The sequence below is a fragment of the Vibrio sp. 10N.261.55.A7 genome, assembly GCF_002877365.1.
GTDB lineage: Bacteria > Pseudomonadota > Gammaproteobacteria > Enterobacterales > Vibrionaceae > Vibrio.
Genome location: NZ_MCWZ01000327.1, coordinates 1 through 19,950 on the forward strand (window position 1 = coordinate 1; position 19,950 = coordinate 19,950).

The following is a 19,950-nucleotide window of genomic DNA, read 5'->3' on the forward strand; positions in this document are numbered from 1 at the left end:
GAAGTGGCCAATCGCGTATTTAGCGGGTGATGATGAGTTAGGCAGTCATGTTGAAGACCCGAAGTTAATTGCTTGGTTGGATAAGCAACTCAGTCAGCTTTCTGCATCTGGCCTTACGAAAAAGCAAATTCAAGAGCAGCTGATCTCACATGCAGATTACACTCGCCTCAACAGTGAGCTCTCATTAGTGTGGCCTTGCTATCAGGTGTGGCAGCAAATGTTAAAAGAGCGGAATCACATTGATTTCAATATGATGATTCGTCGAGCCACGGACTATGTCATCAAGAACAAATTCAAGGGTCAGTGGCGCTATGTCATGATCGATGAATACCAAGACATTTCACCCGATCGCTTAGCATTGATAGAAGCCTTGTGTAACCAACATAGCAGTGAAAGACGCTGCGTGCTCTTCGCGGTAGGGGACGATTGGCAGTCTATTTATCAATTTGCAGGCTCAGATGTTGATTTAACGATAGGGTTCGAGAAGCGTTTTCCACAGTCTACCGTTCACTATCTTGATACTACGTATCGTTTCAATAGTCAGATTGGCGCGGTTGCTAATCTCTTTATTCAGCAGAACCCTGCTCAATTAGCAAAAGATCTGAATAGTCATAAGACAGTCAAACAAAAGTGCGTTTATCTGGCACCCATGAGCCGTGTCGAAAAAGTACTGGATAAACTAAATGCCAGTGCAAAAAATAAGCTCACGAAATCTGTCCTATTACTTGGCAGAAACCATTATCACAAACCCGAATTGCTAGGCGATTGGAAAAAGCAATTCACCGATTTGAATATTGAATTCATGACATGTCATGCGAGTAAAGGTAAGGAAGCCGACTTTGTTATGATTCTTTCGGTTGAAGAAGGGCAATTTCCAAGCAAAGTGAAATCGTTGCACCTGAATAGCGCATTGACTCAATCGAGTGATGATTTTGCGTATGCAGAAGAGAGGCGACTCTTTTATGTCGCAATGACACGAGCGAAGGAAAAGGTTTGGATTTGCTATTCTGGTGATGGGTCGTCTTTTGTGAAAGAGCTTGATACCTCGAATTATGACGTGATCAAACAAAAATAACCTAAAAAAGCGCTTGTGACACATGCCGACAAGCGCGTTTGCGTATTGTCTGTATTAGATTACGTTCTTTTGGCTAAATAAGCTTCGTAATCTGGAATTTCAATTTCGATTTCTTGCTCAATCAGTGGTGATTCGATTAGGAACTTAGCGGTTGCACGATTGGTTGCAACAGGAATGTTCCAAACACTGGCGATACGCAGCAAGGCTTTCACATCGGGATCGTGTGGAACGGCATTCAATGGATCCCAGAAGAAAATCATTACATCAATTTTCCCTTCTGATATCAGTGCACCTAATTGCTGGTCGCCACCCATTGGTCCGCTAATTAGGCTCTTGATTGCTAGCCCGGTTTCTTTGCTTAGCATGTGCCCTGTCGTGCCAGTGGCATAAAGGAAGTGTCCTTGAAGTTTCTCTTTGTTTTCTGTCACCCAGCGCAGAAGTTCCGGCTTGTAGTGATCGTGTGCAACCAATGCGATGTTCTTATGCGCTGGCATGGTGCGAGTTGTTTTGTCCATGTAGGGTTCCTTATCAATTATTCTCTCTATCATTATGAATAAAAAGCGACTAATCAATACTTTCGACTGAAAAAGTAGGTCTGTACCCTGATGGAGATAGAGAATTATCGATTCTATTTTCTAAAGTATCCGTTGGCGTGATGACTTGGATTATTGGTGCCTGAGCATATTCGTAGGGATTCCCCGTCAAATAATCATAGGCTTGAAGGACCGATAGCCTGCCTTGTTCAACCATTTGATCGGTTGGTGAAAACTCAACCCGCCCACGAATGATGCCTCGGTAAACCCCATGACTTAAATAGATTGAGACTAACTTAGCTTGTTCTTCTCCATCCTTTGATCTTATTTCACTGATAGCCGCTTCTGTTGCAACGGCGCTACCCACGATGTATTCGACATCGTATTGTTGCAAGCTCTCTTGGACTAGATTTCGCTGTAACTCTTTATCATTATCTGCCCAGAGTGTGTCAATAATATGGACGTCGCTGCCTTTTATTGCATCGTAGAAACCTTTAATCGCGGGTTTGGTGCCGCCACTGGAGTCAGGGCCGGGAAAAAGCGAAATGTTCACACGCCCAGAGTTTAGTGGATGCTGGCTCGCTAAGTATTGTCCAGTCAAGAAGCCCATTTGATACCAATCTACACCAACCTTTCCTTTTAAGTACTTCGAATGAAACGTGTCCAGCTCTAGGTGATTAACTGTCGCGAAAACAGGTGTCTGCCCAATAAGATCTCTTAATGAATGTTGGTAAAGATCTGGAGATACAGTGCCCAGAATAATCGCATCGGCCCCCCATTCAACGCAATCGACCAATTGTTGTTGTTGCTTAATTTGGTTTGAGTATCCACCGGATTCAAAGACTTTTAGCTCGATATTCAAATCTCTCGCTTGCTCTACCATTCCATAATTAACGGACAGCCAGTAAGAATCTTTTAAATGGGGGTAAACGGTACATACCTTAAATGGATGTTCGACGCCTGATTTTTGATTGGGCGTCGCTGCTACAAATTGCGATACGAGCGATAAAAGCAGGGGTAAAAGAAACGTCGGCAATGAATAGGCGAAGTTTCCGCTTGAGGCCTTAGTTCTCATGCGAGTGCGTCGTTTGGCTGTCTGAAAGTCGGGTAGTGTCAACATCGAGTTATTCATTGGCATAATAGTCATAAACACTGCAAAATATAGCTGAATATTAAAAACTTAAGAAGCGAAGTTTTATTATGTTGTTGGCTAAAGCGAGTATAGGACGAAAGCTGCTCATTTCCTTTTCGGCAATGGCGCTGATTGTTTTGATGTCTGCCTTGGTAGGAGTTCTGAGCTTTTCGTATGTCGCGCAGACGGAACGAAATGTCGTCAACCGAGCTATCCCTTCAATGATTGAGGCGAGAAAAGTCTCAGAGCTTAGTGCTCGTATTATAACTTCAGCTCAAGCGTTAACTCACTCTAAAACCGAGCTCGAACACCAACAAACTGGGACAACTTTATTTCGACAGTTAGAAACTCTACTGTCTCACATCAGCTTGCTTGGCTCAGACACCTTTGATACAGCGTTGCTTGATAGGTTGGAACAAAACGTTCAGGATATCATTAACACGCTCGCCCAACTTGGGATTGTCGTTGAGGAAAAGCTTATCTATTCTTCAGCCGTTAATGTGCAGATACAGTCCATGCGTATGTTAGCCACGGAATTAGAAGAACTAGCAAGAACTCAAGTTTTGAATACGAGCACTATTGCTGTCGCCAATGTCACTCATATCTACCAATTATTAGACAAAAACCAAGTCGAGTCGGTTTACAACGCGTTAGATGATTTGGTTGAAGTCGATCTTGATCTCTCAGAGCGTCTCCATGAATTTCATCTTCTATCGCATAAGATATTAAATCAAATCGAAGAGATGGCGACGGTGGCCGATATTGACCGTATCGAACAAATACGCGTCGAGTTTTCCAATAATCTTTCTATCATGCAGCGAAGAGTTGAAGCGGTAGAAGATCCCACTCGCTCAGTGCAAATGGACGCTTTACTTCAGAAACTCGAACATCGCAGTGAGGTCTTTGAAGCGTTGCATCTGAGACACGAAAGCGATCTGTCTCTTGCACAATTGATACAAGAAAATATGCGACAAATGGTGGATCTGAATACCACGGTGAATCAGTTAATCGATGAATCCAATGCGTCGACAACGATAGCGGTCGACAATGTAAAATCGACACTCTCAAAAGCACAATGGACACTGGCTTTGCTGGCTATTACCGGCTTTATACTGGCGGCATTAATTGTTTGGCGAGTCGTGTATAAGCAAGTCGTGATTCGTTTAGACGAATACGCTTCAGCTTTACGCTCTATTTCAGCGGGCGACCTTAACGTGCAAGTGAAAACCGAAGGCAACGATGAGCTTGCTGATATGGGGAAAGCAATTGTTGTTGCCCGTGACACTGCTTTGGCAAAAGTGTCGGCGGAGCAAGCGAATAAGGCTAAATCTGCTTTTTTGGCGACCATGAGTCACGAAATTCGAACACCGATGAATGGAGTATTGGGCACGATTCAGCTGCTGAAAGACACGCCACTGAATACATTACAAACAAACTATCTAAGCGTAATTGATAGCAGTGGTAAAACGCTATTGATGATACTCAATGACATTTTGGACTATTCGAAAATTGAAGCGGGATACTTAGAGATACGGCCGACGGATTTTGATTTGCATCGCTCGGTGAATGATGTTTATCGTCTGTTCAACGCTTCTGCTCAAGAGAAAGGGCTAGACATTAATCTGTGTATTGAAAGTGACGTTAAAACCTATTGGCTCGGTGATAAGACCAGGATTATTCAGGTGTTGAGTAATTTGGTTGGGAATGCTGTGAAGTTTACGGACTCAGGCTACATCGATATCTACGTACACGCAGAGCCGAAGCCAGAGCCAGGCAGTGACACTAACCTAGTATTTGAGGTTACAGACTCAGGTATTGGTATATCCGAAGAAGATCAAAGTCATTTGTTTGATGCGTTTACCCAAGCGACTGAGAGTGATGTTTCCAAAGGCGGTACGGGTTTAGGCTTGGCAATCAGCCATCGTCTTGTCACTGCTATGGGAGGAACTTTAGTTGTTGATTCTGAAGTCGGCAGTGGCAGTAGCTTTATTGCGACCATACCTTTAGAGGCGTGTTCACAACATCCTATAAAGACATCGGGAAATGAAACTTCACAAATCACGTTCGAAAAAACGAGCAATGACAAACAACGCGCTCTTAGTGTGCTGTTGGTGGAGGATAACTTAGTTAATTGCCTTGTTGCAGAAGGCTTCCTTAATAGCTTAGGTCATCATGTGACGGTAGCGCACACAGGAAAAGAAGCGAGAGTGCTGTTTGAGCAACAATTAGCGCAAAAGACGATTGATATCGTTCTAATGGATATCAACCTACCTGATTGTTCTGGCGTAGAGCTGTTACAAGAGTTTAAACAAGCAACAATTTCTGTCCCTATGGTTGCGGTTTCGGCGCATGTTTTTGATGAAGAGGTCGAACGTTACTTAAGCGCAGGCTTCGATGGCTATCTAGCGAAACCTATCGACAGAGATCTGTTGTCCCAAACAATCAATTCATTGATCAGTACAAATGGTCGTCAACTGGACAGCTCTCCTGATACTCAGAAACGAGCACGTAAAGGGGAGGAAGCGGAAATTAATATTCAGGCTACGGTTAACGTTGATACTACGTCTGAAATTATAGATAAAGCTGTGTTACTCGCCGATCTTGAAATCTTAGGGAAGTCATCCGTTGAAGAAATGGTGAGGTTGTTTGTTGATGGTTGCAATGAAGCACATGCCAAGTTCGAGCTGTCCGAAAAGGATGGTAACGCTGTGGAAATCAAAGCAACAGCTCATAAACTTAAAGGGTCTGCTTCAAGCCTAGGTTTAACGGCTTTGTATGAAACGTGTTTGGCGATAGAAAAATCGTCTGACCCTGTCTCTAAGTATTCCGAAGCTAAGAGTCATTTGGCAGAGCAAATATCGCAATCGAGAACAGCTCTGAGTAGCTTGATTGAAAATGTGAACACCTAGCTGAGACACTTAGTCAACGCATCACTTAGTCAATGACCAAGCGATGAATGAAAAAAACTCAGGACAATATGCCTGAGTTTTAAATTCCTATCCGAAGGTTCTTAACGTCCCTAGCGATCCCAATAGGTCTCTTCTAGGCTATCTTCTCTTTCTGGAAGCGCTCTAGATAGGCGAGGAGAGTGCTGTGTTAGTACTTCGTAGCTTACGCGGTTCGCGTATTTACATACCTGAGAAAGCGAGGAATAGGTTAGGTATGGATTGTCGTGTTTGGCAGAGTTAGGCACGTTTGTTTCGTGATAGCTGTTGGCTGCCATATCATGAAGTAATGCCGAAAGTGCACCATCGCCCGCGCCGTTTGTATTTTTGATTTCTAAAGGACCACCTAAATAAGGGCCTATGTGGGAATAGATTTTAACTGGCTTTTGACAATCTGATTGACGCATTGAACGACTGAATTCGAATCGATTGAATTCTGGAATGTTGCCTGGCAGCAAAGCAAGTTCTGTTTCTCGTTTGGCTGAGTCATCCACATAGCCAGCCATGTAGAGTCCGATAGGCCCAGCCGTGCACAGTACAAGGTCTACCCATTCAAGCGCTTTATCAGCCGCTACTAGTGGGTCTTTCTCACCTGTTAACGCTTCGCCTTCTTCTTCGTTCATCGCGATAATGGTGATGTTTTCTTTGATGTAGTCTTGCCACCACTTTTCAGAACCTTCGATGACATACTTTGTCCCAAGAGTAAGAACGACAGGAATGTTTTTCTGTTTAGCGATTTCTATCGAGCGGGCGACGGCCTGAGGCATTGGGTCTTCAGGTTTCCCACGCATTAAATACGATGACACCACAAGTGCAGAGGCTTTATCGAAAACATCTTCAGGGATGCTATCTGGACGCAGCTTATTCATGTGGCCTTCATTGATAGCAAACGTGCGTTCACCATCGTTTGAAATCAATGTGTAACAGCGGCCAATCGGCCCATCAACCATTTGAAGGTGGTTTAAATTCATACGAGAAGACGTGCGGCAAAGGTATCGATAAGCGTACGAGCCCACTTCTATGTTCTTTGACATCACCCCAAGCAAAACCGACTTGCTATCCGCTAATACCGAATAGTTGTGAAGTGTATTTCCAATGGTATCACCCGGGTACTGATGGGTAATGAGGCCGGACTCTACCAGTTCATTGTACAAATCATCCGCCTTACTCTCTTCTAAGACTAACGAATGCCCTTTGCTGAGTTCGTATCTTTCAAGAAATGCATCATCAACTCTTGCTTCGATATCAACGATCGTTTGACCAACGCCGACAATGATAGGGCGATGTAACTTAGGCGTTTGTTGAATTTGATTAACTAATGGATCTCGAGCGTGAGTTGGGAAGTAGTGCTTAGATTTACGTTGTCCAGGAAATTTCATGAGAACAGAGTAGTTGAGGATTTTATTGAATTATATCACACAATGAATCTTTCGTTACATTGGAATTACATAATTATGACGGATGAGATTACGGTGTTCAGGATGAGTGGACGTTACGCGAAGAGGTGCTGGCGATAATGAAACAAAGGCATACGGTTTATTCAACGAACCTTAGAGTAACACTACAGAAACTGAAACTAGAAAGGGCCAACAATAAACAACGTGAAGTTCATTGTGACCCAAACATTTTGAGGGCTAATTAGACGCTAATAATTGGTATTTATTGGGCTGTAATAGCTGGCTCTACGTATGCCTTCGTTCCCCACAATGGCACTGTAGACAGACTGTGTTTGAAACTGCCATCCGTCTCTTTAGTTGTATAAGACAAGTAAAGCAAGGTCTGGTTTTCAGCATCATAGATACGTCTAACTTTCATTGTTTTAAAGAAAATGCTTTTTGATTTTTTGAAGACGACTTCACCGGATTTACTTTTATCGATTGTGGCTATCATCTCAGGAGTAATATCGCCTGTTTGACGACATGAAATAGAGCTGTCACTTGGGTCTGAAAGGCTAAGGTTGGCTTCAATCGATGCAATATGGCAGGTAACACCAGAAATCTTGTCATCATCGAGCGATGACATTTTTATGTCTTTGAGAGTGAACATCCCTAAACTTACGTCGCCCACTTCGCTACTGTCGCATGCCGCTAGTGTCAATGCGGTTGCCGCTATGAGTGCTATTTTCTTGATCATCTATTCATGCTCATTTAATCAGGTGAATCCTGAGTGTATAAGAGTCAATACAATATGGTAACCCCATAATTCATCAATTATGAATAGAATTGGTGAATTAAGAACGAACTGCATTCAGATAAAGTCATTGGTTAGCCAAGTGTTGTGACTTTGCATTCTGAGAAAGGTTTTCGTAAAAGCCTTGTGGCTATCGATAAGTATCGTTATTCTCAAACAACTTTCTTATCTGGATCTAATGCATGTCAATCACTTCGCTTCCTATCTCCGATATTAAAAATCAATGGCTGTTTCAACATGTTGACGTTAAGTTCCCGACGAAAGAAAGTCTGGTTGGTAAAGCCCTTTACCAAGCGAGGTTATCTCAAGCGGAGTACCGTAATTGGTCGGAACACAAAGCCAATCCAGTAGAGATCTTTGCACCCGATGATGTTTACCTTGTCGATTTCCACCGACTTACTGTGATGTTTTCATTACTGCAGTCTTCTTGGTGGAGTGATGAGAAAGAAAAAGCGAATGTATTAGAGTTCTTTACCCAAATAATACTGTCGGATCCTTGCGAGTTGTATGTTGGGTTTATCGGTGGAAAGCCTATCTCTGCTGCAATTGTAACGCGATCGGATGACACTCTTTTGGTGTCTGATTTTGCTTGTGATCATGACCTTATTTCCCAACTAAATCATTCGATAGAGACAGTACGTGACTCTTTCATTGTTGATCTCATTGAGCGCAAAGCAACTACGGATAGCGCTGATATAAGTGTATATATTGAGTTAATGTAAAGTAACGATTCTGAAAACAGTGACTCGCTCGCAGTTTTTCATCATTGCTTACATGCAGTCATTCGTAGTGTTAGATAGATCCTGTCCTCGGTATTAACTTTGAATATGATGGAGTTAATCTAAGCAATAGAGGGCAAGTAATGGCTCAGAAAATAAAGTGCGTAATTTTTGACTGTGATGGCACGTTGATCGACAGTGAACGCTTATGTTGCCAGGCTCTTGTGAATGTTTTTACTCGGTTTAAGATACACTTTCCATTAGAAGATGCCTTGAGACATTTTGAGGGTGGAAAGCTCGCTGATATCTTACTCGCGGCATGTGAGCATGTAGGAGTGAATATTTCGCTTGATGTGTTGGAGCCTCTATATCGCCAAGAATTAAAGACCTTATTTGAGCAAGATCTGGAAGCAATGGATGGCGCCAATGAGCTGTTAGAGTACCTGAGTAATAACGACATGGAATACTGTGTTGTCTCCAATGGCCCACTCGAAAAAATGCAATACTCCCTTGAATTAACAAAACTTTCCCCATATTTCGAAGGAAAAATGTTCTCAGCGTTCGAAGCGAACAGTTGGAAGCCAGATCCAGATTTAATATGCTATGCGGCGATGAATATGGGGTATTCGTTGGCCGAGTGTATTTATGTCGATGACACAAAGAAAGGTATTGAAGCAGGTATCAGTGCGGGAGTAAAAACGTTCCTTCTAAGTCATATTGATCATAACGAAGTAGAAACGTTTTCAAAGTTAACTTCCATACAACAATGGCTCAGTGAGCAACGTGGCTTATTGAGTGTATAGTTTTGTTTTCTAGAGATGAACAAGGTATGAGTATTGCGGGTTGGATGTTAGATATTTGATTGAGATGAGAGCCGCACTGGGCGCAAATGAGAGTTTCGTTATCCTCTGAGATTAAGAAATCATCGCTGGCACAAAGGGGACAGCTCGTAGGGTCATTTATTATATTATTATTTTTTGTCATAAAGTGTTCTCGGCAGCTTTACAGCATCTTGAACTAGATGCTTGTAAACTATCTTAGCCTACATCTCAGTTTGTTAAATCCTATCGACAGTTTTCATGCTAAGTTTGAGAAGCAATTCATAGATTTGTTGTGATTTGGTTAAAATGAGGAGAAAACATGAACTCTGACTGCTGCATGATATTGACAACGACTCCGAACAAAGAACTCTCCAACACAATAATAAAAGCGCTTTTCGAAGATCACCTTGCTGCATGTGTACAAACCATGCCGATAGAAAGCCATTACTTATGGGAAGGCGAGCTCTGTAAAAGTGAAGAAGTCTTACTTGTGATTAAGACACAGCTTGATGTTTATTCTGCAATAGAAGAACTGATTGTTCGTTTGCACGACTACGACGTACCCCAGGTTGTACAAGTTCCTTTCAGCCAAGGTTTAAACCCATATCTAGAATGGATAAACTCGAACGTCGGTAACTAACGAAACTAGAGGATTTTTATCGTATGCGTCGTCTATATCATACTTATATTTAGCCATGACTCTCTTCAGTTCAACACTAACTGTACAGCGTTAAGTAGTGGGTGAAGATAGATTTTTGCCGCAGGGCTCATATCATCGCTAGCAAACTGTATGAATAACTCGACAAATAGGGGGGAGTGTTTTTCAATTAAAGAAACCCCATTGCATTTACTGGTTATGAACGCTGAACACAATCTAACAACCTGCTTTCAAAGCTATATGGAAAACCCTTTGGTTTGGCCAATTCTAGAGGTGTTGAGAAAACATCCTTCTGGGTGGAAAGTTCATACATTAGCGTCCCATATAACGGAATTAGGTTTTGTGCCTATTCTTGATGAGCAACCAGAAAAGGATTTGTTTAAACGCAACTTCCTTATCATGAACGCGCTATACCAACTTCAGGAAACCCTTTATCCTGACAATTGGCTTCAGGTACAGGCAATGGATATTGCTCTTTTATCGTCGAATGTTGCGAATCAGTTTTGTATTGATGTTGAAGATCCACTTCGTGATTATTATACGCAATGGATAAATTATGAAGCGGAAGAGGGCGAGGTAAAACGCCTGTTGAATGAATTCTGGACCCGATATAGAGAATTTGTGGGCAGTACTAACGGCAAAGACATGGACAGAGCTAAAGCACTTTCTTTGTTTGAATTGAAGTCTGATGCTACCTCTGCACAAATTCGTAAAACTTGGCGTAAATTGGCGCTTAAATGGCATCCAGATCGTGAAAATGGCAATGCGGACAAATTTAGAATCTTGTGCGAAGCGTGGCACATACTCCGTCACTAAATGGTTGTCGTGGTTTTATAGTTAAGATTTTCTAAAAGGAAGATGACAGTTTAGTCATCTTCCTTTCTTCTTTCATTGTTTCTATAGTGCTTCTTTAATTGGATTTGAACTGAGCTTTACGCATTCTGTTGAGCGCAGACATCACATCCAATACTCGTGGCTTTGCAAGGTCACCATTCTTAGGCATGTTGACGTGCCAGTTATCATCAAGAAGCTGTTCAAATGTGTTAGCAGGCGCCTTACTCCATCCAGAGTTCTGCGCGAACTGGAATATCGCCCAACCCATTGCATTCACTTCCGAGCTTGATTCTAATTGCTCCAATGCAGAGATATCAGTGAAATCTTTGCCAAAACGAAGCGCGTCTTTTCCTTTTGCGGAAACACGGAATTTTCCATCAATCAGAAGCGTTTGAAGTGCTGCACAATTGATTGAACGTGGTGCAAAGGTATCAAGTGTCGATTCGCATTCATTTGTACGTTCGCTTGGATGCTTAAGAATCACTTCTTTCGCTTTTTCTGTGACATCAACAGGTTGATAATCGTGCATTTGAATCACGGTATCCGCCACATCCAGGTAATCACCAGAGCCGCCCATAACGATAATGGTTGATACTTCAAGCGAGTCTCTTAATTGCCCTATACGATCGACTAACGGTGTAATGGGCTCTTGGCCTTTCGATACTAAGGCTTGCATTCTCTCATCGCGAATCATGAAATTGGTAGCGGAAGTGTCTTCATCAATTAAGATTGCGTGAGTACCAGCCTCTATCGACTCTTGCAACCATGCTGCTTGAGAAGTAGAACCTGAAGCGTCTTGTGTTGTGAAATCCGTTGTGTCTTTACCCATTGGTAAGTGATTTATATAGTTCGAGAGATTCAAGTGGTGGACACTACGCCCATCTTCTGCTCGAATTTTCATCGCTTTAGTATCGGTGACGACCCCTTCACGACCATCACCTGGTATGTGGTTGTAGATTGAGCGCTCGATGGCGTTTAATAAGGTCGATTTTCCGTGGAATCCTCCACCAACAACAAGTGTGATTCCCGTAGGAATTCCCATGCCAGTAACAACGCCCTGGTTCGGGGTATTTAGGGAGATCTCCAAAGATTTCGGTGCAGTAAATGGCACTGCATCTTTCATCGGAAAATCAGAATTACCTGCGATACGAGGAAGAACGCTACCATTAGCGATAAATGAAGTGAGCTTGTTTTCTTTAAGCTGTGCGCGCATTGCCGCTTGATCTTCAATCACTTCACAGTGTTGAACTAATGCGTCTTTGTTAAGCTCTCTTTCTAGCGTTGACTTGCGAATGAACTTAGGTAAATGGAACGTTAAGATGTTGAGTGCTTTCTTCGCTAGAATACTGCGTCCGTCCGCAGGAAGGTTGATGCGAAAGCGTAATTCAATTCCGTGTTCTGAAAAAATAACCGATGTACTGTCTAATACGGTTTGTCCAGTTAGGGCAATGCTCACATTATTGTCTTGTTTGGCGAATTCAGAGAAGCTACGAGCGATAAAGTCTCGCGCAGCGATCTGATAATCAATCGATTCGTTTCTCAACCACTCTAAGCCGGTTAAAGACCATGCTCGGGTTGCTCTGAAGCGAGAAGCAGAGGCATAAGGGTCAGCTTGGATATGGTCTATGTGTAACTCAAAGTCACTAAAGTCATACTGGCCCTTAATTTGCTGGTAGGCACGGTAATTTTGTTTCTCTAGTTTCTTGAGGACGGCTGTTAGTTGGTCCATATCCAAATTGCTCACGTAAATACATTAGGGCGGCGATTATAGAAACCACCGCCTGTAGAGTCAAAGACAATTCAATACTTTAATGGGGCAAGGCTCTTGAGTCATCGCCAGATTGATTTTGATTTATCAGACCAAGCTCGAATTCATCGCATGGCATTGGCTTACCGTATAGATAGCCTTGTCCATATTCACACCCTTCGCTGATGATGAACGCTTCTTGACTGAGGGTTTCTATCCCTTCAGTAATGACTTTTAGATTAAGCTTTTTGGCAACGCTTATGATGGAACGAACTATGGCTCTATCTTCTTCACTTGAATCCAATTGTTGAATAAAGCTTTTGTCGATTTTGATACAGTCAAATGGATACTTCTTAAGATACTGGAATGACGCATATCCAGTACCGAAGTCGTCGAGTGACAACGTCACTCCTAATTCGTGCAATGCCGTCAGTGTATTTCGCGCAATAACTTCATCACCTATCAGACCGCTTTCTGTCACCTCTAATTCTAGAAAGTGGGCGGGAAGTTGATACGCTTCCAGAAGATCTTCTACTTGATTCGCAAAGTTGACATTCTTAAGTTGAATTGCAGACACATTAATCGCGACTTTAAAGTCGGATGTGAATTTGGCCCATTGCGATGCTTTTTCAACAGCGGATCGTAATACAAAGTTACCAACTTCAAAGATCAATCCATTCTGCTCAGCAATATGGATTAAACGCTCATTAGAAATATCACCCAGTATTGGGTGACGCCAGCGCAATAAAGCCTCTGCTCCTGTCCACTTATGTGTAACAGGCGACACCTTTGGTTGAAAGTAAAGCAGCAGGTCATCGCTTCTTACTGCTTGCAGCAAGTAACTTTCAAGTTGATTGAGGTGGCTATGGCTTTCGGAAAATGTCTGGGAGTAAAAACTGAACTTGTGGCCAGAATCTTTACAAGAGAGCATGGCTTCCGCTGCATACTTCAAGAGCTCAGGGCTACTGTCTGTATCTTTCGATGTTGCAATCCCTATATAAGCATGGAGGTGAACACTTTCCTGTTCAACCATAAACTCAGAATGCCCAACTTCTACCAGGCTATGACAAAGAGCCTCAACTTGGCCTTTTAATTGGTTCGATTTGACGATTAAAACCAGATCAGTCGATGTAGGTCTTGCCGTAATGACGTCTAGATTTTGTATGCACGAGTTCAGTCTATATCGATAGTGCGTCAATATGAGATCCCACTCGTGGTAGCCATACTTTGACTGCAATCGTCGCCCATTGGTAAAACCGATATGAACTACAGCAATGTCGTGATCAATTGCGCTTTCAATCTGATAGGCCAATTCTTTTTCCAATGCGTTCCTGTTAAGAAAACCTGTTCCAATATCATGAAGTTTTTGATATTGAACTTGCTCCTCAGCCGCACGTCGTTTATCAATTTCTTTGTTTAGCGAATAGTTTAAGCTTGCGAGGTCTTTAGTACGACTATTCACTCGATTTTGGAGTTCATTATTTAATATATAGAGCTTTTCACTTTGATAAAGAGTGGTTAATTGAGATTCGATAGACAAGCGAAAACTGTCTAAGAGGCTACGGTAGGTTGGCGTAAATGGGTTCTCTTTTTCATCGAGGATACAAATCGTGCCAAAATGTTCACCATTCGGCCAATTGAGTGGAACGCCGCAGTAGGCAATCATGCCTAGCTTGATATCTGGATTTTGACACCATTCAGGGTTGGTTGTCGCATTTTCTATGAGCAACTCTTTCCCTTCTCGTATCACTGTTTCGCAATAGAGTCCTTGGCCTAATTCTTCACTGTCACCAACGGAGTACGGAGAAGTAGTACTGTGATTAGCACAACATACCTCTATAGTTGACGTTCTAACCCGCATGATGAGTGCTGCAGGTACAGATACGATTTCTGCAAGCAGGTTTAAGGTGTTTTGCCAACCGACTAGCATGGAAGCTGGAATAGCTAGTTTTTGAGCATCGATCTTTGACATATCTATTGCTCCTTGATGATTAAAGTCTACGATGGCTTCCGGTGCTTCGAGACTGGCTAATTGTTCGCTCAATGTCATGTAACTTCTTAATTATAAGAACGCTTCGCTAATGTACCAAAAAAAAGCCCCATTAAATCTTGGGGCCTTGGTTCATTGATGAGAGTCTTAAATATGAGACCCTTATATATTAGTCACTTGTATCTATAAATTCATCAATATTGACTGGGTCATTATAATTAACCGCCTCATAATTGAAACCATTAAGTTTTAGAAAATCAGCCTTAAACCCTTGGTAATCTGCGATTTCTTTGAAATTGTCTTGGTTCATCTTACTTAGAAGGAAAGAAACTTTGTTTTGAATCTCTGGTTTTAGCTCAAAGTCATCCATTCTGAGTAATCTTTCGCCATCAAGTGGCACTTTGCTTTGGTTAAAAAGTCGATCTCGGAATAAGCGTTGCATTTGTTCAATACAGCCCTCATGAACACCTTCTTGCTTCATGACTTTGTAAAGAGCGATGATATAAGGAGTGAGACCAGGGATGTACACACTGGCTTTCGTCACTAACGCTTTGCATACGGTCGCGTACGCGCCACCAGAAAAATTGGCGAGTTTAAGGTTTAACGAATGACTTGTTTGATGGAGGTCGATCTTCGCTCGGCCTAATGTACCGTCTAGGTAAAGAGGATGTGTAATCTCCGGACCAACGTAAGAAAAAGCGATAGTCTGACAGCCTTGAGCGATGGATTCAGAGTTAATCAGTGTGTCTATCCAGCTTTCCCAATCTTCACCACCCATGACTTTGATTGTTTCTTCTGTCTCTTGCTCAGTGGCTGCTTTGAGAATGACATCATCCCACTTGTCGTCCTCTAAGCTGATAATGCTGCTTGTTAAATCTTGCCCAATCGGTTTAATGGAAGATCGCCACAATTCCCCTGTTGCTGGGTTAGGGCGAACGCCGGTGGCTAAACTGTAGATGATTAAATCAACCTCACCTTCAAAGTAGGTCTCTATGGCTTCAATGACTTTGGTACGAGTGTCTTTGGCAAAGGCATCGCCATCAATATTGATGGCAATGCGACCTGCTTTTTCTGCTTGTTGCTTAAAATAATAGTTGTTGTACCAACCCGCGCTTGCTCCTCCTTTGGATTTTGGGCCTCTTTCTAAAGAGACACCAATAGTGTCCGCGTGACTGCCACCGAAGGAGAGGGCAATTCGAGAAGCTAAGCCAAAGCCGGAAGAAGCGCCTAGGATGAGGACGCGCTTAGGGCCTTCTTTGATTGGATCTGCACTTTTGACGAACTGAATCTGCTCAAGTATCGATTGTTCACAACCATAAGGGTGTGCTGAACGAGCGACCATGCCTTTTATGATAGGTTTGATAACCATTTGAGGGACCTTTTAACAACAAACAAGTGACCAAGATAACCTAACCCTATGATTGTGTTATTGAGCTAGACCATTAAATTTATAAATGTTGAGACAGCTCTCCCGCGACAAAATCGGCAACCCACGGCTGAGCGATAGGCTTTGGGTGTAAACCGTCTTCCATCATCCACTCTGGTTTAATCACTACTTGCTCAAGGAAAAAAGGAATGAGAGGGATATTCTCTTGTTGCGCGAGTTTTGGGTATATCTGGAAGAAAGCATCGCTATAGCGCTTACCATAATTGGGTGGAATTCGAATTTGCATTAAGATCGGTGTTGCACCTGATTTTTTAGTGATCGATATGATTTGCGTTAACGTATTAGAAACAAGATTCGGAGCAAAGCCTCGTAATCCATCATTTGCACCCAGCTCAATGAGTACGTAGTCTGGGGCATGTTCTTGAATCAACGTAGGTAATCTGGAAAGACCATTCCCAGTCGTATCACCAGAAATACTACCGTTAATGACCTGAATCGTTTTATCATGTTTACTTAAAGCATTACTCAATAGTGAAGGCCATGCCTGCTCAATAGGCATTCTGTAACCTGCACTTAGGCTATCACCAAGCACCAATAGTGTGCTGCTACTTGCCACGCTTGAGAATAAAAATATAAAAATTAAGGAAAATAGCCGAATCATGCAAACATCCATTATTAGTGCAAAGTCAGTATCAAAGGTTATTTCGAATAACCGCGAATCACTTACCATCCTTAACGATATTGATATCGATGTCAAAGAAGGAGAGACCATTGCTATTGTTGGTACTTCTGGTGCGGGTAAATCTACCCTAATGACTCTATTGGCAGGTTTGGACACGCCCACTAGAGGTTCTATTGATTTGTTGGGCGATTCTATCTCTGACATGACGGATGATCAAAGAGCGACATTAAGAGCGAACAAGGTCGGGTTTGTATTTCAAAGCTTTCTACTTGTACCGACCCTTTCGGCACTAGAAAACGTCACTCTTCCATGTCTACTCAATGGCGGTCATGTGGATGTGTCCCGTGCCAAGGAGCTGTTAAAGCAGGTAGGTCTTGAGAAGCGCATTGAGCACATTCCATCTCAACTATCGGGCGGAGAACAGCAACGAGTGGCCCTTGCTCGAGCCTTTATGATTAACCCGAAGATTCTTTTTGCTGACGAACCCACGGGTAATCTTGATCAGAAAACCGCAGAAACAGTGGTTGACCTTCTTTTTGATCTGAATAGACAACACGGCACGACATTAGTGTTGGTCACGCACGACCTTGACTTAGCAAGTCAATGCGATCGAACGATTCACCTCCAATCTGGACAGGTTCAATCAGAGACGGTAGGTAAGCATAAATGAATCAAGCATCAAATAACGGTGTAGCAATGTCCAAGAGTCGCTGGTTGCTAGGTTGGAGTCTAAAAGAGATTCGTCAGGGGCAGTTGTGGCCTATTACCTTGTCATTATCGTTAATCATTGCGTGCGTTTTTGCGCTGTCAGCACTTGCTGAGCGAATAGAGCAGGTAGTGGTCAAACAAGGCAAAGATGCGTTAACCGCCGATTTGGTTTTTCGCTCATCAAATCCTATTCCAGATGAGTTAGAACAAGCGATGTCCAATTCTAATATTGTTGGAGCGCGGGTCACCAGTTTCGCAACCATGGCATTTAGTGATTCTGAGATGCAGCTTGTTTCGGTTAAAGCGGTGGAAGGTAATTATCCACTGCGTGGAACCATGAGGTTGGGCACCAGTTCTGGCGAGAAACAAAACGTCAGTCAAAATGAACTCTGGTTAGATAGCCGTTTACTTAGCCAATTAAATGTCGCGATCGGTGATACGTTGGCAATAGGTGATGCCGACTTTAAAGTGACCGGAACGATTCTTGAAGAGCCCGGCTTGTCATTTAATCCTTTCCAACAAATGCCAACGGTACTCATCCATTATTCTGATATCGCTCAAACGGGAGCAATTCAAGTAGGCAGTCGAGTCCGTTATCAGTGGTTTCTTAATGGTAAAGGGGAAGAGCTTGATCAATTAAAACAAGAAGTGACGTTAACGCCCAGCGAGCGTTGGCGCGATACGAACAGTGCAAGTCGAACAAGCGATGTGTTCACCAACACGACGCAATATCTCTCTTTAAGTGTGGCCATTGTCATATTAATGGCAGCAGCCACTTTGGTTCTCACGTGTCAAAACTACGTGGCCTCAAGAAGAACAACACTGGCCATGTTGAAAAGCTTAGGTGCGACGAAGCGATGGCTTTCTCACTGGCTGCTACTCCAAATTAGTATACTGTTGTTGATATCGACGGCCGTTGGTTATTCATCGGGAATATTGTTGGAATACCTACTGCGATTACCACTGACCGATATCCTCCCGGAAGATCTACCTAGCTATGGTTCTGCGCCTTTTGTTTTCTCTTTGGCAACGTGTGGATTAATCGCGATCCCGGCTATTGGTATTCCTCTGCTTAACTTAATGAATACTGGTGCTGCGGAAGCGATGCAGCCGAGTAACACTTCGACTGCAAAACGGACTTACTATGGCTTGATAATGGTTCCAATCGTGCCATTGCTGGTGTATTACGCGTCTAATACCATGGTTTGGTTGCTACTTGGTGGTCTTGTCGGCATCTTAGTCGTATTGGGCGTTATTAGCTTATTGTTGATTCGTTTACTCTCTAAATTTCCGCTTCCTCCTACTTATCAATTGGCGCTAAACCGAATCCATCGAACCCCTGTCATGACGGGTATGCAGTACAGTGCTCTGGGGCTGTCTTTGATGTTAATGGCAACGCTATGGCTAGTTAGAACCGATTTACTTCAAGATTGGCAGCAAACTTTACCCGCTGATGCTGCGAATGCATTTGCCCTAAATATCTCTGAATTTGAAAAAGACAACTATCTGTCTCAGCTTGATGACAATAATGTTGAACGTTCGCAAGCTTACCCCATCATTCGCGGCAGATTGACGCAAATTAATGGCGTTGATGCTAAAGCGAAGGAAGGAGCGGAAGAACAAAGTGACGCTCTAAGACGAGAGCTTAACTTTACCTGGGGGGAAACGCTGCCTGATTACAATCCTGTTCTTGAAGGGGAATGGAGCACTGTTAAAGGGGTTTCAGTGGAGTCAGAAGTTGCGAGAGATCTAGGCATTCGCATTGGTGATACTTTGACCTTCACAGTAAGTGCTCAAGTCATCGAGGCAAAGGTTAACTCTATTCGTCAGGTAGAATGGCGAGAGATGAAGCCCAACTTCTACTTTATCTTTTCACCAGACTTGATGTCATCACACATGGCGAGCTATTTAGTGAGCTTCCGCCTTGAAGACAGTCATCAAGAGTTAGTTTCGAACTTGTCACGCCAATTTCCAACGGTGAGTTTGATGGACATTCGGCAGATGGGTAGCAAAATTGAACAGCTACTTAAACAGTTTGTTTGGGCCATAACTTTACTGGCTGGGTTAGGTGGCGTAGCAGGCTTGTTGCTCATATTCACTTTGCTGCAATTAAGTCTTTCACAACGACAGCTAGAATTGCGCCTGTATCGAACGCTAGGTGCAACGCATAAGTTCATTAACCGTACAATCTGGGCGGAATATGGGCTAATGGCATTAGTGGCTGGTACCGTGGCAAGCCTAGGGGCGGAGTTGGTAGTGGCAGGGATACTGAAATTTGGTTTTGAGCTGCCAAACTCTTGGCATATTTCTTTGTGGTTGGTACTCCCTATGATTGCTTTCTGCACACTTTTTATCGTTGTGAATAGTTTGGTTAAAACACTGTTAACCCCTATGAACAAAGAGATTAATTAGTCTTTACTCATACAGTTTTTACACTTATCCACAAAAACGGTGGATAAAGTTTTGGATAACTTAGGCTGTAGATAAGTCGTGATCTGAGCGCAGCCCTTTGATAGCGTAACATCACCG

The 19,950-nt window shown here is 42.9% G+C and carries 16 protein-coding genes; 8 read left to right on the plus strand and 8 right to left on the minus strand.

Annotated features, from left to right (window positions below; all coding sequences use genetic code 11):
* A partial coding sequence (locus BCU12_RS21105) for a UvrD-helicase domain-containing protein (protein WP_157939896.1) occupies positions 1-1,075 on the plus strand: 1,075 nt, incomplete at its 5' end.
* A gap of 59 nt (positions 1,076-1,134) precedes the next feature.
* On the opposite strand, the gene BCU12_RS21110 is transcribed toward BCU12_RS21105, so the two are convergent.
* Positions 1,135-1,590, minus strand: coding sequence for a methylglyoxal synthase (locus BCU12_RS21110; protein WP_102406444.1), 456 nt, complete (start codon positions 1,588-1,590; stop codon positions 1,135-1,137).
* A gap of 49 nt (positions 1,591-1,639) precedes the next feature.
* Positions 1,640-2,728 carry a TMAO reductase system periplasmic protein TorT gene (torT, locus tag BCU12_RS21115; protein WP_241909888.1) on the minus strand — a complete coding sequence of 363 codons (1,089 nt, stop codon included), beginning with the start codon at positions 2,726-2,728 and terminating at the stop codon, positions 1,640-1,642.
* An 80-nt stretch (positions 2,729-2,808) separates the two neighbouring features.
* Between torT and BCU12_RS21120 the strand changes: the two genes are divergently transcribed.
* Positions 2,809-5,649, plus strand: coding sequence for an ATP-binding protein (locus tag BCU12_RS21120; protein WP_102406448.1), 2,841 nt, complete (start codon positions 2,809-2,811; stop codon positions 5,647-5,649).
* Between the two features lie 110 nt (positions 5,650-5,759).
* On the opposite strand, the gene BCU12_RS21125 is transcribed toward BCU12_RS21120, so the two are convergent.
* A complete protein-coding gene (locus BCU12_RS21125; protein ID WP_102406450.1) occupies positions 5,760-7,064 on the minus strand; it encodes an inosine/guanosine kinase in 1,305 nt (434 codons plus the stop codon).
* A 280-nt stretch (positions 7,065-7,344) separates the two neighbouring features.
* Positions 7,345-7,818, minus strand: coding sequence for a CreA family protein (locus tag BCU12_RS21130; RefSeq protein WP_102406452.1), 474 nt, complete (start codon positions 7,816-7,818; stop codon positions 7,345-7,347).
* 239 nt (positions 7,819-8,057) lie between these two features.
* On the opposite strand from BCU12_RS21130, the gene BCU12_RS21135 reads away from it, so the two are divergent.
* The 4 genes from BCU12_RS21135 to BCU12_RS21150 all read left to right on the plus strand — a co-directional run bounded on the left by BCU12_RS21135 (position 8,058) and on the right by BCU12_RS21150 (position 10,889).
* Entirely contained in the window at positions 8,058-8,597 is a 540-nt protein-coding gene (locus BCU12_RS21135) for a flavodoxin (protein ID WP_102406454.1), read from the plus strand.
* Between the two features lie 140 nt (positions 8,598-8,737).
* A complete protein-coding gene (locus BCU12_RS21140) occupies positions 8,738-9,397 on the plus strand; it encodes an HAD-IA family hydrolase (protein ID WP_102406456.1) in 660 nt (219 codons plus the stop codon).
* A 337-nt stretch (positions 9,398-9,734) separates the two neighbouring features.
* Entirely contained in the window at positions 9,735-10,055 is a 321-nt protein-coding gene (gene cutA, locus BCU12_RS21145; RefSeq protein WP_102406458.1) for a divalent-cation tolerance protein CutA, read from the plus strand.
* Positions 10,056-10,271: 216 nt separating this feature from the next.
* On the plus strand, positions 10,272-10,889 hold the full coding sequence (locus BCU12_RS21150) for a DNA-J related domain-containing protein (RefSeq protein WP_102406460.1): 618 nt from the start codon (positions 10,272-10,274) through the stop codon (positions 10,887-10,889).
* Between the two features lie 94 nt (positions 10,890-10,983).
* Here BCU12_RS21150 and BCU12_RS21155 read toward each other — a convergent pair whose 3' ends face one another.
* The 4 genes from BCU12_RS21155 to tesA all read right to left on the minus strand — a co-directional run bounded on the left by BCU12_RS21155 (position 10,984) and on the right by tesA (position 16,692).
* Complete coding sequence (locus BCU12_RS21155; protein ID WP_102406462.1) at positions 10,984-12,636, minus strand: ABC-ATPase domain-containing protein; 1,653 nt, start codon at positions 12,634-12,636, stop codon at positions 10,984-10,986.
* A gap of 79 nt (positions 12,637-12,715) precedes the next feature.
* Entirely contained in the window at positions 12,716-14,626 is a 1,911-nt protein-coding gene (locus BCU12_RS21160) for an EAL domain-containing protein (protein ID WP_102406494.1), read from the minus strand.
* Between the two features lie 187 nt (positions 14,627-14,813).
* Entirely contained in the window at positions 14,814-16,013 is a 1,200-nt protein-coding gene (gene fabV / locus BCU12_RS21165) for an enoyl-ACP reductase FabV (RefSeq protein WP_102406464.1), read from the minus strand.
* Between the two features lie 79 nt (positions 16,014-16,092).
* Entirely contained in the window at positions 16,093-16,692 is a 600-nt protein-coding gene (gene tesA / locus BCU12_RS21170) for a multifunctional acyl-CoA thioesterase I/protease I/lysophospholipase L1 (RefSeq protein WP_102406466.1), read from the minus strand.
* Between tesA and BCU12_RS21175 the strand changes: the two genes are divergently transcribed.
* Positions 16,691-17,383 carry an ABC transporter ATP-binding protein gene (locus tag BCU12_RS21175; RefSeq protein ID WP_102406468.1) on the plus strand — a complete coding sequence of 231 codons (693 nt, stop codon included), beginning with the start codon at positions 16,691-16,693 and terminating at the stop codon, positions 17,381-17,383. The two genes, tesA and BCU12_RS21175, sit on opposite strands and share 2 nt — an antisense overlap.
* Positions 17,380-19,833, plus strand: coding sequence for an FtsX-like permease family protein (locus BCU12_RS21180; protein ID WP_102406470.1), 2,454 nt, complete (start codon positions 17,380-17,382; stop codon positions 19,831-19,833). The genes BCU12_RS21175 and BCU12_RS21180 overlap by 4 nt, the downstream gene beginning before the upstream one ends.
* Positions 19,834-19,950: the final 117 nt, after the last annotated feature.

Excerpts from the sequence above, each read along its gene's own strand:
- torT (WP_241909888.1), bottom strand. The coding sequence starts at position 2,728 with ATGTTGACACTACCCGACTTTCAGACAGCCAAACGACGCACTCGCATG.
- BCU12_RS21155 (WP_102406462.1), bottom strand. The coding sequence starts at position 12,636 with ATGGACCAACTAACAGCCGTCCTCAAGAAACTAGAGAAACAAAATTAC.
- BCU12_RS21160 (WP_102406494.1), bottom strand. The coding sequence starts at position 14,626 with ATGTCAAAGATCGATGCTCAAAAACTAGCTATTCCAGCTTCCATGCTA.
- cutA (WP_102406458.1), top strand. The coding sequence starts at position 9,735 with ATGAACTCTGACTGCTGCATGATATTGACAACGACTCCGAACAAAGAA.
- BCU12_RS21135 (WP_102406454.1), top strand. The coding sequence starts at position 8,058 with ATGTCAATCACTTCGCTTCCTATCTCCGATATTAAAAATCAATGGCTG.
- BCU12_RS21180 (WP_102406470.1), top strand. The coding sequence starts at position 17,380 with ATGAATCAAGCATCAAATAACGGTGTAGCAATGTCCAAGAGTCGCTGG.
- BCU12_RS21125 (WP_102406450.1), bottom strand. The coding sequence starts at position 7,064 with ATGAAATTTCCTGGACAACGTAAATCTAAGCACTACTTCCCAACTCAC.
- tesA (WP_102406466.1), bottom strand. The coding sequence starts at position 16,692 with ATGATTCGGCTATTTTCCTTAATTTTTATATTTTTATTCTCAAGCGTG.
- BCU12_RS21140 (WP_102406456.1), top strand. The coding sequence starts at position 8,738 with ATGGCTCAGAAAATAAAGTGCGTAATTTTTGACTGTGATGGCACGTTG.
- BCU12_RS21130 (WP_102406452.1), bottom strand. The coding sequence starts at position 7,818 with ATGATCAAGAAAATAGCACTCATAGCGGCAACCGCATTGACACTAGCG.
- fabV (WP_102406464.1), bottom strand. The coding sequence starts at position 16,013 with ATGGTTATCAAACCTATCATAAAAGGCATGGTCGCTCGTTCAGCACAC.
- BCU12_RS21110 (WP_102406444.1), bottom strand. The coding sequence starts at position 1,590 with ATGGACAAAACAACTCGCACCATGCCAGCGCATAAGAACATCGCATTG.
- BCU12_RS21120 (WP_102406448.1), top strand. The coding sequence starts at position 2,809 with ATGTTGTTGGCTAAAGCGAGTATAGGACGAAAGCTGCTCATTTCCTTT.
- BCU12_RS21150 (WP_102406460.1), top strand. The coding sequence starts at position 10,272 with ATGAACGCTGAACACAATCTAACAACCTGCTTTCAAAGCTATATGGAA.
- BCU12_RS21175 (WP_102406468.1), top strand. The coding sequence starts at position 16,691 with ATGCAAACATCCATTATTAGTGCAAAGTCAGTATCAAAGGTTATTTCG.